Origin of the sequence: Paenibacillus sp. FSL R5-0908 (assembly GCF_038006245.1) — a bacterium.
GTDB classification, from domain to species: Bacteria; Bacillota; Bacilli; order Paenibacillales; family Paenibacillaceae; genus Paenibacillus_AQ; species Paenibacillus_AQ odorifer.
Genome location: NZ_JBBOUV010000001.1, coordinates 5,048,590 through 5,063,635 on the forward strand (window position 1 = coordinate 5,048,590; position 15,046 = coordinate 5,063,635).

12 protein-coding genes are annotated in these 15,046 nt (G+C 44.6%); 3 read left to right on the forward strand and 9 right to left on the reverse strand.

Features of this window, described 5'->3' with window-relative positions; translation table 11 throughout:
* The 8 genes from MKZ09_RS22965 to leuC all read right to left on the reverse strand — a co-directional run bounded on the left by MKZ09_RS22965 (position 1) and on the right by leuC (position 10,336).
* Positions 1–267 carry a hypothetical protein gene (locus tag MKZ09_RS22965; RefSeq protein ID WP_036676334.1) on the reverse strand — a complete coding sequence of 89 codons (267 nt, stop codon included), beginning with the start codon at positions 265–267 and terminating at the stop codon, positions 1–3.
* Positions 268–299: 32 nt separating this feature from the next.
* Positions 300–980, reverse strand: coding sequence for an endonuclease III (nth, locus tag MKZ09_RS22970; RefSeq protein ID WP_076134653.1), 681 nt, complete (start codon positions 978–980; stop codon positions 300–302).
* Positions 981–1,292: 312 nt separating this feature from the next.
* Positions 1,293–4,025, reverse strand: a complete 2,733-nt coding sequence (locus MKZ09_RS22975; RefSeq protein ID WP_081394252.1) for an S-layer homology domain-containing protein — start codon at positions 4,023–4,025, stop codon at positions 1,293–1,295.
* A gap of 86 nt (positions 4,026–4,111) precedes the next feature.
* Positions 4,112–4,771, reverse strand: coding sequence for a GerMN domain-containing protein (locus MKZ09_RS22980; protein ID WP_076204345.1), 660 nt, complete (start codon positions 4,769–4,771; stop codon positions 4,112–4,114).
* A gap of 116 nt (positions 4,772–4,887) precedes the next feature.
* Positions 4,888–6,327, reverse strand: a complete 1,440-nt coding sequence (locus tag MKZ09_RS22985) for an N-acetylmuramoyl-L-alanine amidase (RefSeq protein ID WP_076204341.1) — start codon at positions 6,325–6,327, stop codon at positions 4,888–4,890.
* 149 nt (positions 6,328–6,476) lie between these two features.
* Entirely contained in the window at positions 6,477–8,093 is a 1,617-nt protein-coding gene (locus MKZ09_RS22990; protein WP_081394251.1) for an N-acetylmuramoyl-L-alanine amidase family protein, read from the reverse strand.
* A 186-nt stretch (positions 8,094–8,279) separates the two neighbouring features.
* Positions 8,280–8,882 carry a 3-isopropylmalate dehydratase small subunit gene (leuD, locus tag MKZ09_RS22995; RefSeq protein ID WP_076127570.1) on the reverse strand — a complete coding sequence of 201 codons (603 nt, stop codon included), beginning with the start codon at positions 8,880–8,882 and terminating at the stop codon, positions 8,280–8,282.
* A gap of 29 nt (positions 8,883–8,911) precedes the next feature.
* Entirely contained in the window at positions 8,912–10,336 is a 1,425-nt protein-coding gene (leuC, locus tag MKZ09_RS23000; protein WP_036676324.1) for a 3-isopropylmalate dehydratase large subunit, read from the reverse strand.
* A 670-nt stretch (positions 10,337–11,006) separates the two neighbouring features.
* Between leuC and MKZ09_RS23005 the strand changes: the two genes are divergently transcribed.
* Positions 11,007–11,918, forward strand: a complete 912-nt coding sequence (locus MKZ09_RS23005; protein WP_076101451.1) for a LysR family transcriptional regulator — start codon at positions 11,007–11,009, stop codon at positions 11,916–11,918.
* 84 nt (positions 11,919–12,002) lie between these two features.
* Here MKZ09_RS23005 and MKZ09_RS23010 read toward each other — a convergent pair whose 3' ends face one another.
* A complete protein-coding gene (locus MKZ09_RS23010; protein ID WP_076134658.1) occupies positions 12,003–12,200 on the reverse strand; it encodes a hypothetical protein in 198 nt (65 codons plus the stop codon).
* Between the two features lie 432 nt (positions 12,201–12,632).
* On the opposite strand from MKZ09_RS23010, the gene proB reads away from it, so the two are divergent.
* Both proB and MKZ09_RS23020 read left to right on the forward strand, forming a co-directional pair.
* A complete protein-coding gene (gene proB / locus MKZ09_RS23015; protein ID WP_076204334.1) occupies positions 12,633–13,736 on the forward strand; it encodes a glutamate 5-kinase in 1,104 nt (367 codons plus the stop codon).
* A gap of 36 nt (positions 13,737–13,772) precedes the next feature.
* Positions 13,773–15,020, forward strand: a complete 1,248-nt coding sequence (locus MKZ09_RS23020) for a glutamate-5-semialdehyde dehydrogenase (protein ID WP_076204330.1) — start codon at positions 13,773–13,775, stop codon at positions 15,018–15,020.
* Positions 15,021–15,046: the final 26 nt, after the last annotated feature.

The following is a 15,046-nucleotide window of genomic DNA, read 5'->3' on the forward strand; positions in this document are numbered from 1 at the left end:
TTATGCAGTTTCCAAAACAGGCAACAGAATTTCAAATACTTTTCCGTGCTGCAGAATAGTCAATCCACGAGATTTGTCTCTCATTACGACAACCTCTGGTTTTACAGACATACGCTCCAGATAGTGCTCAGGCACATCACCGGAATGACTGATCGTGATGCCCTCTACTTCTTGCTCTTCATTTTCTTCCAGCGGGCTTTCCACTACGCGGTCAAAAATATCCGAGAATACCTCAAAATTATCTGTGTATACAGAAATGCATTTCATCTCTATCCCATCCTCTTCTTCAACTCTAACTTTTAACTTTTTGGCGTATGATCTTTAGCTTTCCTGACGACAGCCGTTTTCATACGTTTTTTGCCCTCTCGACATACATCAAGGAGCGGGCAAACCTGACATTTTGGATTCTGAGCCTTACAGTGATATCGTCCGAAAAAGATTAGCCGGTGATGCGTGAGCGTCCATTCATCACGTGGCACAGCCTTCATCAGCTTTTTCTCCACTTCCAGCACAGAATCTTTCCAGCCTGCCAATGCAAGTCGTTTAGCAACCCGCTCCACATGAGTGTCCACAGCAATGGCAGGAACTCCAAATGCGTTGGATACTACTACGTTAGCGGTTTTACGACCTACTCCTGGCAACGTTACAAGCAAGTCATGTGCCTCAGGCACTTCTCCGCCATACTGTTCTATGAGTATAGAGCACAGGCTTTGGATATGCTTAGCTTTGTTACGATATAAGCCGATGCGCCGGATATCCCCCTCCAATTCCTCCAGCGGCACAGAAATATAATCGATGGGGGCTTTGTACTTTTGGAACAGGTCCTCGGTCACTTTGTTCACCGTTGCATCCGTACATTGGGCTGACAGCAGCACTGCTATGGTTAATTCAAAAGCGTTACTGTGATTCAGCTCGCAATGTGCATCCGGAAACAAATCTCCAATCGTATCCAAAATGTGGCGGACGTCTGCAACTTTCATAGTGTCCCCTCCACGGAGCAAAAACGCTCAGAAAATTCTATCGAGCGTCTCACCTCAAATGTTAGAAATATAAGCAAAGTATGTATTATAACGTATGGATTCATACATTTCAACACATACGATACTGGCATTATATTTCAAGTATTAACGCCTTCAGTGTCATAATAAGAACAGTAAGCGTTTAAGCGAGAAATATAAGACATACAGTATAGGAGCAATACTTATACTTTCTTATATTTCAAAAAAAACGTCTTGACGCAGGTAAAGCCCCTGTGTCAAGACGGTGATTCACTCAGAAATCCACCATTGCAACTATTGTTTCACAATTTCAACCAAAATATCATTATTGAAATACATTATAATATTATCATTTTCTTTCAAAGATTGCACGGATAAAGTCGAATCTCCCTGATGAATATATACATTAGCAGGAACAAAGAATTGATATTTATCATTTAGATTAGCTCTCTTAGTCGACAATAAGTTAGTTGCACTTTCATAGCGTGAGAATGTTCGACTAAGTTGAGACATTACACGAACGATTGTAGATCCATCCGTATCCTTACGAATCTCTACTCTGTCACCTGTGGTCAAGTTGCTAAGAGCAGTCGTTGTGGAGCCATCACGTATGATTTTGACTCCTCCGCTCACCGCTAAAGTCTGTGTTGCTCCAGCAAAATCCTTCACAACCAAGCTATTCCCAGCGGTATCTACAGAACCTACCTGACCTGTTGTAAGCTTAATTGCTTGAATAGCCAGTGGTGTGCTTCCATCGAAGGTCACGTTAAGATAATCACCCGCTTTTAAAGCTGTTAGCTTAATGCTTTCGCCAGCTTCATTGGTCATCGGGATAGCATAAGTATTGATCTCGCTGGTTCCCCCATTCCATTTGATGCTCAAACGGTTGGTTCCAGAATTAACCGTTGCTGCTTCAACCTGAAGAACTGACTTTACTTTCAGGACAGCCACAAGGTCCTGATTTGCAGTTAACGAGGCTGTCACATAACTGCCAACAGGAACATCTGTTACGGTTGGATTCGTTTTGCCAAAGATATCAATAAACTGTGGAGTTGGCAGAGTCAGACTCTGTCCGTCATTTAACTTCATAACTATAGTTCTTGAGGCAACATTGATTGAAGTAACGGTTCCTTCATACTTCGTAACAACTTCCAACGATAACGCACGTTGTCCGATTGCCTTTATATTCACCTTGCGATTTTCGGTCAGTCTTGCCCCAATGCTAGTTAAGTTAGGAAGTACCCCTTCATAGGACAGCTTTGTTTTTTCATCCAACTGAACCACATGTGCCTTATTGTTAGTATCCATAACCGTCAATAGCTGAGTTTTAGAATTATAGTCTATAACCACAGCTCCACTATACTGCTCAATTTGGCGGCTTAACACTTCAATTTTGGTGACTTGATCGCTGCTGTTTAGGGTAACCTGAATCTTGTCCCCACCTACTGCATCAGCAATAAGATCATCAGCTACTGCTCCACTCATGTTCGGAATAACAATCGTCGGTTTAGTGCCAAGCAGTTTAACCTCACGATTTCCGTCCGCTTTTTTGTAAACAACCGTGGAACTAGTCAGCTCGGTAAGTACCCCATCAACTGTCCGTTCAACACCTTCTGTCACTTCTACAGTGCGGATCACATTGTCTTGAATCGTATATTTGACCGCATTACCTGTCTTCAAATCTGCAGGTTTCAGCACTGATGCTTGGGAGCTGAATAATGAAGTCCCCTCTTCCCATTTAAAAGTTTCTACTGTACCCGCGGTATTTTTGAAAGTAATGCTTTTACCAGTAAGATCTACACTTTGAATAGTGCCTGTTGTTGTTTTGTTAACAACCCCTGAAGTCACTTGAACCTTTACTACTTTATGCGAACCACTGTACGTTTCACGTTGCAGTGAAACTACACTGTCTGTTACCAGCGAAGCAGGTTCAATTCCAGCTCCATTTGCATCCACAAAGGAAGTAGTCTCATCGTAGTAGTATTCAGTGAACCCTGTTGGTGACTTTAACCAAAGCTTATTACCTGGAGCTACCATGGCGAAGTTTCCTGACAGAGTCTCTACTTGTTGTGTAGGGTCAGTCACTTCAACATAAGCCGCGTTATATGTCGCACCAATTACAGTAACCTTAGTGTAGGGTTGAACATCACTTAGATTGATTCTGCTTTCAGAAGCACTTGTGTAATAAGCAGTGCTTACTCCCAGGGTATATGTAGAAGTCTTTCCGTTGTTATAAACGGATAGTTTCCCATCTGCTAATTGACTGATCGTTCCTGATACCGTGTTGTCGTATTCAACCGTATTGTGAGCTTCAGCGCGACTGAAAAAAGTCGCCAATTGCGCACGTGTTACAGCGCCTTGCGGATCAAAACGATTGCCGTCAAGCCCATTCGCTAGGCCTAAATTAACGGCAACGTTGATGTAACCACGTTTGTTGGCAGACACTTTGGTATCATCCGCAAAGCCAGTTGGCTCACTAGCGGCCCCTGCTGCATCTGCGCTTTTTCCAAGGGAGCGGATTAACAGCTCCGCAATCCATTCCCGGGATGCTTTACGCTCTCCCCAAGAAGTCTTCAGATTATCTGGAGCCATTTCGGTTGCCTTATCGAGTAATCCTTGTTGAAAAGCCAACACAACATAATCCTTGTAATAATTCGTAACTTTAAAATCGGTAGGCAAGGCTACCGTAGAAGAAGCATCCACTTTATCCTGCAACTTCATAAACCGCAGGGCCATAAGCACTGCTTCCTGCTGAGTTACAGAATCTCCAGGACGGAACAATCCATTATTCCCAACCACAATTCCTTGTGAAGCGAGTTTGTAAATATGTTTTTCAGCCCAGAAGCCTGTCTTCACATCGCTAAAAATCCCTACAGATTGAGTAGTGGTTGATGTCGGTGTAGTGGCAGCTGTGTCTGCAAACACTGCACTTGCACCACCAAAAACCATAACGCCAGCCATAACAGCCGACACCGCTTTATTAGAATAAGCCTTCAATGGACGTTTTGACCTTTTTTGCGCGGACAATAGATATTCCCCTCTCTATGACTCAAATAAATAGTATGTTTAAAAATTCGTCAGCTAGATGCCTAATTCCTTTGTTGCATAACCAATTAAGAATTATCTCTAGTCATAGGATGCAATAGATCCACATGGCCCATTAGACTTTCTACCTTTTCACCATCAACTAAAACTTCGATACTCTTTACTTCCGCAAATTGAAAATAAGTTTTGGCAAGTGAAGTAATGGCAAAGGATTCTCCACCCGCACCAAGCTGAGCTTCATCTGGTTTGTGAATATCCATTACGATTTGACCCTCTACGAATTTTAATGATTTCAGCTCAATTTTCCCCCATAAAGGTACAAGATCTGCATTCTCACTACTTTGCAGTGCTTTGAACGTCTCTGTATATTTCTCAACATCGTCAGAGTAGTTAATCGTAGTCTTAGCAGGCACTAAATCCATAATTTGCGAATCAGTGTAATAAACTTCAATACTCTGGCTTTGCTTTTGTGTCTCATTTTCTACCGGCTTCGAAGACGGCTGAGATTCTGCATTAGTATTATCTGCTGTCGGTTGCGGAGTGCTAGCCACTTCGGTTTCCTGATCATCAGACGGAGCTGGGGTACTTTCTCCCGCACCACTTACAACGTTTGTAGTCTCTTGCTCCACTCCATTAGCAGGAGCTGCAGTAGGCTTATCTCCACAGCCAGCAATCACTAGTAGAAGCAGCGCAGCAACCCCAACCATAGTCCATTTTTGTTTAAACATTAATAAACGCCTCCTCTAGATGAATACGGGCAGACAGGTACCGCAAAACCACTTCTTGCCTTTTTATAGATAAAAGCAGAAAGCTGACTTTGCGGCGCTCGTCTGCCACTGGTCTGTTATTTTATACCCAAATATTCCTTGATTCCACTCACTATTGAAGCAGCAACTTTGTTTTGTAATGCTTCCGTAAAGAGCAATGTCTCATCCTTCTTATTGCTAAGGTATCCTACTTCAAGTAGAACGGCAGGCATTTTCGTTTCACGAATGACATGAAAATTCCCGTATCGTACACCGCGATCACTAAGCCCAGTAGCCTCAACAAGATACTTATGCATTACTTTCGCTAAGGCCTTACTGGCTTCCCGCTGATAATACGTTTCTGTACCGCTTGCCGCAGAAGATGCGGAACTGTTGGCATGTACAGAAATAAATAGATCTGCTTTTAAATTATTAGCCATTGCCGCTCTATCTTTGAGCTCCAAGAATGTATCGTCACTGCGTGTCAGTACGACATCGATATTACTTTCTTTTTTCAGCAATGCTGCTGTCTTAAGTACTATAGCTAAATTAAAATTCTTTTCGTATTTTCCTGTTACTCCTACTGCACCAGAATCTTTAGCTCCGTGTCCTGCATCCAGTACTACGAGCTTCTTGCCATCATTACCTGGCTGTGTTGAAGTATCATCCGTACTTTCTGCATTCAGGTCAATGATGACCAACTTAGAATCCGTGCCAGATACGCTGATGTTATAATTCTTAGGATAATTCAAATCAATTACAAAACGTACAGTGTAAGGATTCGAGCTATAAAGCGAATACCGGACACCTGATACATCAGGATAATCCTTCACTTCCAGTTTACCATTCAGATCAGGATCAAGAACTTGTCCCGTACCAAACAGATCTGAAAAAGTGGCATTTGGAAAATCAATAACTAACCGATCCGGCCCTGTCATTACACTTACTTTTGGCGTGGAATTACCTTCCATCGCAATGCTCAAACGATTCTCACTAAAGCTCAAACCATTTATCATGGTTAAATTCTTAGTAGGATCTACCGGCGGAACAACCTCAGATCCACCATTTCCAGAGTTTCCATCTGAACTTCCGTTTTCATTTGAGGATCCTGGGGTAATAAGGTACACGATCTTCTTTGCATTATCCCAAGTGACGGTGAGACCAAACTGCTCACTAATGAACCGTATAGGTACAAGTGTCGTATCACTCAGCAGGACAGGCGCAGTGGTAAGCTGTACTGTTTTGTCATCAACCGATGCTGTCTTTTGATTAACAATAAGTTTGATGACCTTCCCTTGCTGTTCAATCGTCACCGTTTTGCTTTTTTGATCCCAGCCCACGGTATAACCAAGACTCTCGGAGATCAATCTCAACGGTACCATGATAGTATCATTCACATTTTCAACCGGTACTTTTTGCCCTGCAGTAATCTCTTTGCCGTCCAGATAAATCTTGCTATTCGCGGCAGCAGCATGTCCATGCTCAGGCAAAACCAACACAAAGAGCAACAAAAACAACATCAAACTGAATTTCTTCATTCTTCACCTCTAAGAATCTAGTATTCGCCTGTGAATGGCGATCGTGGTGCCCTGTCTCCGTCAACCTCAGACCTCTATTAGACGCTGGTAATCTATAAAGGTTGCGAATATATTCCATAAAAATTGAGAAATCTCACCAACCTCAAGTCTTAAAGCCCCAGATATTCCTTAATTCCGGCAACAATTTCTCTCGCTAATTTCTCTTGAAGCTGCTCACTATACATCGCCGATTCATTCCCTGAATTTGTAAGATATCCCACTTCTAGCAAGACTGCTGGCATTGTGGTTTCCCGTGTAACATGAAGGCTTTTCGTACGAATCCCGTTGTCTTTAAAACCAGTAGCGGCTAATAAATGCTTATGCATAATCTGAGCAAGCGGCAGACTATCACTGCGAGAATAATAGGTTTCACTGCCATTTATTTTATCTCTATTCGGATAGCCGACATCTAGCGAATTCGCGTGTACTGAAATAAAGAGATTCGCTTTAGCAGCCTCCGCAATTTTCACGCGATCCTGAAGCCCCAATGTAGCATCGTCAGTTCGAGTAAACACCACGTCAACTAATGCTTCCTGCGTTAACAGCGTTTGTACTTTGCGGATGACGGCCAGATTGAAGTCTTTTTCCAGCTTACCTGTGAGACTGACAGCTCCGGATTGAGTTCCGCCATGACCCGCATCTAGAACTACAATTGGCTTACCTAACGTTCCATTAGCCCCTGTGGTGTTGCCTCCGCTGTTAGTTACATTCAAATCAATCGTAACCAACCCGGTGCTTTCATCCGTACTAAGCTGGTACGGTTGATTTCCAACCGTTTGAATTACGAATCTGACAGTGGACGGACTCACACTGAACAGTGCATACCGGATCTCAGAAACAAGCGGATAGCCGGCAACGTCCAGCTTACCTTGTGGACCGCCAGCGGTGGTAACACCCGTAAGACTTCCAATGAAATTCGGATCGAACGCAGCACCCGGAAAATCTACGACGATTCGATCAGGGTTGCTCATTTTAGTAACATTTGGCTTAGTAGCCCCCGACACAGCGATAATAAGTCGGTTCTCAGTAAATACTGCCCCGTTTACTAGAGGGCCTGTTGGGATTCCTGTTGGGATTCCTGTTGGGATTCCTGCTGTGCTTCCCGGTGCCGTAGTTGTTTGTGGAACTGGTGTCGGGCTTGGTGAAGTTACTACACTGCCAGCAGTTGTCCCGTTGTCACTTCCCGGCGTAGCACTTGGAGTTGGAGCAGGTGTAATAGTTGCTGTTGGATTGGTAGTATTCCCCTCAGGTGTCATTGGAGGATTGCTAACTTGTCCACCAGTCAAATAGACGGTTTTATCAACATTATCCCAGCCCACCTTTAAACCGAACTGCTCGCTTACGAAACGAATTGGAACAAGTACTGTGCCACCACTCTGCTTAGGAGCTGCATTTAAATCAAATGTCACCCCATCTGCATCAGCTGTTTTCCGTCCTACCGCCAGCTCAATGCTTTTACCATCCTGGTGAACGGTTACTTTCCGGGTCTGCTGCTCCCATAACACCTCGAATCCAAGATTCTCTACTACCACTCTGACCGGAATCATAACGCTACCATTTACATTTTCGAGTTTAATTCCTTTTGGCAAAGCAAGTTCCTGATTGTCCATAATAATTCTGCCTGTGCTGCTAGCAGCTGCGGCAGCTTCTTGTCCGGTGGATGTTAAAAATAATAATGGCAGTAACAAAAGCAGCATTACACGAAGCCCAGCTCTTCTCATTCTCATTTTCCGCTCCTTCTGCAAGTAATAGATCCTAGATAAGTATTTAGACGACAGAAATCACCAAATGTTTCCTTAATGACCAATGAATATATCGATTATAGCAAAAAAACTTCTATTTCCGACACCCGGAAATAGAAGTTTTGCGTATTTTTTGTAAAGTTTAAGAATCAGACCAGTTATATCCTCTTTTTAAGAGAATAGCTTTGCAGCATGACGCTCTTCATAAGCAGCAATTTCATCCGCATGTTGAAGGGTCAAACCGATATCATCCAAGCCTTGCAGCAGGAATTGACGACGGTGCTCATCCAGATCAAAGCTGATGCTCAGTCCGAATTCATCTTGTAAAGCGTTGTTCTCAAGATCAACTGTCAGCTTGTAGTCCTCATGCTCAGCTGTCCGTTTGAACAATTCATCCACTTGCTCTTCCGAAAGCTTGATCGGCAGAATGCCGTTCTTAAAGCAGTTATTGTAGAAGATATCCGCATAAGAAGGTGCAATTACAACTCTGAACCCGTAATCCATAATCGCCCATGGTGCATGCTCCCGAGAGGATCCGCAGCCAAAGTTAGCGCGTGAGATCAGGACAGAAGCCCCTTGATAACGTGGTTTATTCATTTCGAAGGCTGGATTATCGTTACCTTCTTCATCAAAACGCCACTCATAGAACAAAAACTGTCCAAATCCCGTCCGTTCAATCCGTTTCAAAAACTGCTTTGGAATAATCGCATCCGTATCTACATTTACCCGGTCAACTGGTGCAACAATTCCTGTTAATTTTTTAAAAGCATCCATAGTTTTATCCTCCCGTGTTCTCTCTAGTTCTATGAGCTGACGGCTTCCGTCTTATAATTCCAATCACGTACATCAGTGAACCGGCCTTTGATCGCAGCTGCAGCTGCCATAGCTGGAGATACCAGATGTGTACGTCCTCCGCGTCCTTGGCGTCCTTCAAAGTTACGGTTCGAGGTAGATGCACAGCGTTGTCCAGGCTGCAGAACATCCGGGTTCATGGCCAAGCACATGCTGCATCCCGCTTCACGCCATTCAAAGCCAGCTTCAGTAAAGACTTTATCAAGTCCTTCTTTCTCAGCCTGCATCTTAACACGGCCCGAGCCTGGAACAACAATGGCAGTAACCTTTTCAGACACCTTATGGCCTTTAGCTACCACTGCTGCAGCTCTCAAATCTTCGATCCGTCCGTTAGTGCAGGAACCGATAAATACATAATCAATCGGAATTTCAGAAATAGGTGTTCCAGGAGTCAAATCCATATATTCAAGCGCTTTTTCAGCAGCTTTACGTTCATTTTCAGTGGTGAAGTCCGCCGGATTCGGAACGCTGGAGTTGATGTCAGTTCCCATGCCCGGGCTAGTACCCCAGGTCACTTGTGGAATCAATGTTTCCACATCAAATTCAACAACCGTATCGTACTGTGCGCCCTCGTCGCTTACAAGACTCTTCCATGCTTCTACAGCAGCATCATAAGCTTCGCCTTGCGGTACGTATTGACGTCCACGCAGATAATTAAAAGTAGTTTCATCAGGGGCAATCAAGCCAGCTCTTGCTCCACCTTCGATCGACATATTGCAAACAGTCATACGTTCTTCCATCGACAATTCGCGAATAGCTTCGCCTGTGTACTCAATTACATAACCTGTGGCAAAATCAGTACCATACTTAGCAATAACACCAAGGATCATATCCTTTGCTGTTACGCCAGGGTTACGTTTGCCTGTGAAGCGTACTTCCATAGTCTTAGCTTTGGATTGCTGCAAACATTGGGTAGCCATTACATGTTCAACTTCACTAGTTCCGATACCGAATGCCAGCGCGCCGAATGCACCATGCGTGGAGGTATGGCTGTCGCCGCAAACGATAGTTTTGCCAGGATGTGTCAAGCCGATTTCAGGACCCATTACGTGTACAACGCCTTGATCAATATCATTCAGATCGAAAAGTCTTACACCAAAATCAGCGCAGTTCTTAGAAAGGGTATCAATTTGCTGCTTGGAGATTGGATCTTTAATGTTAAAACGATCTTTAGTTGGTACGTTATGATCCATCGTTGCGAAGGTCAGCTCAGGACGGCGAACCTTCCGGTTGCTGAGGCGAAGCCCTTCAAAAGCCTGTGGAGAAGTAACTTCATGAACCAAATGCAGATCAATATAAATAATGCTAGGTTTGCCTTCCTCTTGATGAATAACGTGATTCTCCCAAATCTTCTCAAACATTGTCTTGTTGCTCATAATTTCACCTCATTAATAGAATCGTTCATTGGAAGAGAGCGTGGAGTCTCTCTTGAATGATCTAAATATAACACCCCTGTCTTTATAATTCCAAGATATGATATCTATAAAAGTGATAGTCTGAACCTATAAGCTGAGTTAGGGTGTGTTGAGGCGCAATATGTAGGAGCGTTGCGCAAGCCTGAGGTGTAGGAGCGAAGCGCAAGCCTGAGGTGTAAGAGCGATACGCTAGCTTGGAGTGTAGGAGCGATACGCTAGCTTGAGGTGTAAGAGCGTTTAGTTGTATTTTGTACAGCTATATTCCTGTGAATCTTTCGTTAATGAATATAACTGTATTTTGTGCAGCTATTTTCTTGAATTATCGCCCTATACCTGGGAACTCTCGTTTTTAGTTGTATAGAATACACTTAAAACCAAAATGATCCCTTTTGCATACGAAATAGCTGCACAGAATGCAGTTATCTCATAAAAACCCTCAAGATTCGGCGTAAAAAATATACTGTGAGAGGATATCGGATAATTCGGTCAGTGTAGTAGGGATAATCTCTTGAAAACAGGCCCGAAAAATCCTGGGGTGTGATGAAGTGAATGCTCCTTCGGTTTGCCTATACAAAACTATAATCCAATAGGATATACTTATAAGTAAATCATTTCTCTAAGGAGTCCATATATGGAACTGAGACAACTGCAGTATGTGCTGCAAATCGCAGCCGAAAAAAACTTCTCACGTGCAGCGGACAAGCTGCATATTGCCCAGCCCTCGCTCAGCCAGCAGCTTTCCAAACTGGAAAAAGAGCTCGGCGTAATGCTTTTTCAGCGTAATACCAGCTCAGTTGAGCTGACCTACGCAGGTTCTAAATTCGTTGAACAAGCCCAGATTATCATTGACGCAGTGGAGCTGCTGCGGCAAGAGATGTCCGACATTTCAGAACTGCGTACTGGACGTGTAGTTGTGGGCAGTATGCCGATTACAGGTGCACATCTTCTGCCGCATGTACTTCCAGTTTTTAAACAAAATTATCCTGAGGTAGAAATAACGCTGCTCGAAGACTCGTCAATGAACCTAGAGAAGCTCACGGCAAGTGGCCAAACTGATTTAAGCCTGCTCTCCTTACCCCTCGAAATTCCTGCACTAGCTTATGAAGAGCTTGGAGAGGAAAGAATCGATCTCGCTGTTCCTCCTGAACACCCACTCGCTAAACGAATCCTAGATGGAACACGGACCTCACTTGAAGAGCTTAAGGACGAACCTTTTATCGTACTTAAGGAAGGTCAGGGCTTCCGCAAAATGACTGTGGAACTATGCCGGAAAGCCGGATTCGAGCCACGAATCGTTTTCGAGAGCAATAATATGGAAACCGTTCAATCTCTAGTGGCAACAGGTATGGGCGTGACTCTTGTTCCTCGTTTTATCGCTCGTGCACCGCGGAGTGAATTTGTTCCAGTCTACTTACCACTTGCTGATCCAGTGCCTAGTCGTACGCTAGTTGTAGCATATCGACGCGGACGATATTTGTCCAAAGCCGCAAAGGCTTTTGTAGAAACATTCAAATCAACCGTGTCTGAATTAACGGAAGAATAGAATATATACAAATAAAGTGCCCCAGTAACCATTCGTGTGGTTGTCGGAGCACTTTTCAGGTGAACCTCTTGTAACAGTACTAGATTATTTACGCAAATTACGCTGTGTAATCAGGCGGTTCTGATCATCCGACACACGTGCTTTACTTGAATCAGCCAATCCCTTATCAACTGGAGCCCCGGTGTGCTCTTCCACAAATTCACGAGTCACACTATTCTGAAGCTCTGCAACTTCGTTTGAACCTTGATTCTGTCCCTGCTCGGCTTTATTGTCTTTAGTCAATTTAATCCACCTCCTGGTAACAGATTATAAGTTCTTTACCCCTTCTCTTTGAGGTTAAACATAATATATAGAGCTTTCTGCATGAAGAAATATATCCTACGTTTTCCCTTTGCAATGCAACCAGCTCCATGGTATTCTATTGAAAATAAGTGAAACGTGCAGACGGGACCAGTAAGAATGAGTCTAACCGCGCCTAGAGAGTAGATTCCGACAGGCTGAAAGAATTTACCGCGGTTTTCGTTCCGAATCCTACCCCCGAGCGGCCTGTATCTAACAGGACGGATCCTCCCGTTATGAGAATGAAGTCGGATGATCCCTCATCAATGAAGGTGGTACCGCGGAAGTTTATAAGCTTTCGTCCTTTGCTAAGTCTAAGGATGGGGGCTTTTTGTTGTTTTCAGGACTTAATAAACGAAGAGGATGTGGATAGAAATGACGACGCGAATCGTGGTCAAAATAGGCAGCAGCTCGCTGACCGGACCCGAGGGCGGTTTGAATCGTGAAGCAGTCTCCTTTTTCGCCTCAGAGATTGCTGAGTTGAAGAAAAACGGCTGTGAGGTGTTGTTAGTAACCTCTGGTGCGGTAGCCGCAGGCTTCCGCAGTATCGGTTATCCAGCACGTCCGAAGCTGCTGCATGAGAAGCAGGCCGCTGCGGCTGTGGGTCAGGTACTGCTGATGCAGGCTTATCAGGAAGCTTTTGCCCAGCATGGAATTACTACCGCGCAAATATTGCTGACTCGCACCGATTTCTGCAGCCGCAGAGCCATGAATAACGCTATGATGACTGTAGAAGAGCTACTTCGCCAAGGAGCAGTACCCGTATTTAACGAGAATGACACTGTCTCCGTAGATGAACTGAAATTTGGCGATAATGATACCCTCTCCGCGCTCGTAGCCAACCTGTTAAAAGCCTCTAGACTGCTTGTCTTAACCGACATGGATGGTTTATACAGTGGAGATCCTCGCAAGCATCCGGATGCTGTCCGCTATCAGTTCGTAGATGACATTACACCGGAGATATATGCTATTGCTGGTGGAGCTGGCTCTAGTGTTGGAACGGGCGGTATGCGATCCAAAATCGATGCGGCCAAAATTGCTACTCGGGGTGGTGTTCCTGTCTTTGTCGGAAGAGCCACCGAACCTGGTGATTTACAGCTTGCTGCAACGGGAGACGGCAGGGGCACTTATTTTGCAACGAAGCTATCCTCTCTTCCCGTCAAAAAACAATGGCTAGGCTTTATGTCTACCCCTCTCGGCTCCCTATACGTGGACGAAGGGGCTGTAGAAGCTTTGCTACATGGCGGACACAGCCTGTTGCCTGTAGGCATCAAACAGACAGAAGGTAGTTTTCACGCAGGAGATGTTGTAGAAGTTCTTGGACCCGACTCCAAATTGCTTGGACGTGGGATTGTAAATTACGATGATGCTCAGCTGCGCAGCATTCAAGGTCTGCCAAGCCGTGAAATTGTACCGAAGCTGGGAGAAGTACACCGGCTTGAGGTCATTCACCGTGACGAATGGATTACACTGAGATAAACATTTTTTTCAATTCAAATATAGGGAGGAAACGTCATGAGTGAAGTTATTAATAAGAGTAAATTAGCCAAGGAGACAACAGGAGTTCTAGCAAGCTTAACAACTGGCCAGAAGAATGAAGCACTGCTGGTCATGGCCGATGCACTTCGCCGCGAAGCTCCCGCCATTATCACCGCCAACGCGGAGGATTTGGAACGAGGAAGACTTAATGGGACTCCGGAATCCATGCTCGACCGGCTGGCTTTAGATGTGGGCCGGATTAACAGCATTGCCGAAGGCTTGCAACAAATCGCTGTATTACCGGACCCTATCGGTGACACGCTAGAAAGCATTGAACGTCCTAACGGCCTCAGCATCCAGAAGCTGCGTGTTCCGCTTGGTGTGATCGGCATCATCTACGAAGCACGTCCCAATGTTACTGTTGATGCTGCAGGTCTATGTCTCAAAACCGGCAATGCTGTTGTGCTGCGCGGTGGCTCCTCTGCCCTGTCCTCCAACCGTAAAATTGTCGAGGTTCTGCACAATGCTCTTGCTGAAACCTCAATGCCGCCTAACGCGCTTCAGCTGATTGAAGACCCAAATCGTTCTTCAGTAGATGAAATGCTAAAGCTGAACGGACTTTTAGATGTGATCATCCCGCGCGGAGGCAGTTCTCTTATTCAAAATGTAGTCCTTAACGCAACCGTTCCCGTAATTGAAACTGGAGCAGGCATCTGCCATACTTATCTCGACGCAACTGCCTTGCCAGAAATGGCACAGGACATTAGTTTAAATGCCAAAGCTCAGCGCCCTTCGGTATGTAACTCTATGGAAACACTACTCGTTCATCAGGATTACGCGAGCAAATATCTGTTATCCTTAGCCGAAGCCTTCCGTGAGGTTCATGTAGAACTTCGTGGCTGTCAACAAACCATCTCTCTTGTTCCATGGGTATTACCTGCAACTGTAGAAGACTATGCTACAGAATACAATGATTATATCCTTAATATTAGAATCGTCAGTGATTTGGAAGAAGCTATGCAGCATATCGCACAGTATGGCACGAAACATTCGGAATGTATCGTAACGGAAGATCAGGAGAACGCCACACGCTTTTTACAAGAAGTGGATGCTGCCGCTGTTTATCACAATGCCTCAACCCGCTTCACGGATGGCTTTGAATTTGGATTCGGTGCAGAGATTGGTATTAGTACCCAGAAACTCCACTCTCGTGGCCCGATGGGTCTGCCTGCACTAACTTCAACCAAATATAAGATCTACGGAACAGGACAAATTCGGGGTTAGTATACACGTTTAAGTATTCTATCACA